Raw genomic sequence first — 444 nt, 5'->3', positions numbered from 1 at the left:
ATTCTATGCCATCCCTCCCGCAATGGTAAACATGAACAGACGCAAGTTCGTCGGCCGCTCGGCGGCACTCGTCGGCGCCGCAGCAGTCGGCACCTCGTTGGACATCGATCTCGCTCCGCTCGCCAAGCTCGAGCCGATGCCGACCGTCATCGAGCCGATCTCCGACGCCGAGCGGCTCGCGCGTATCGAGAAGGCGCGGCGGCTCATGACCGAGAACGGCATCGCCGCGATGTTCCTCGAGGGCGGGTCGAGCCTGTTCTACTACACGGGCGTGCGATGGGGAAACAGCGAGCGGCCGTTCGGCGTCGTCATTCCGGCGCGCGGCGAGCTCGCGTGGATCACGCCGGGCTTCGAAGAGCAACGCGCGCGCGAGCTGATCAAGTTCTCGACTGACGTCCGCGTCTGGCAGGAAGACGAGAGCCCGTACAAGGTCCTCGCGGGCAT

1 protein-coding gene is annotated in these 444 nt (G+C 66.0%); it reads left to right on the top strand.

The features are described 5' to 3' along the window. Positions 1–31: 31 nt before the first annotated feature. The coding region (locus I6F37_RS40090; protein WP_225154391.1) for an aminopeptidase P family N-terminal domain-containing protein at positions 32–444 on the top strand (413 nt) is incomplete at its 3' end.

Origin of the sequence: Bradyrhizobium sp. NBAIM08, assembly GCF_020193935.1 — a bacterium.
In the GTDB taxonomy this organism is placed as follows: Bacteria; Pseudomonadota; Alphaproteobacteria; order Rhizobiales; family Xanthobacteraceae; genus Bradyrhizobium; species Bradyrhizobium yuanmingense.
This window is presented reverse-complemented; position numbering and strand designations above follow the sequence as displayed.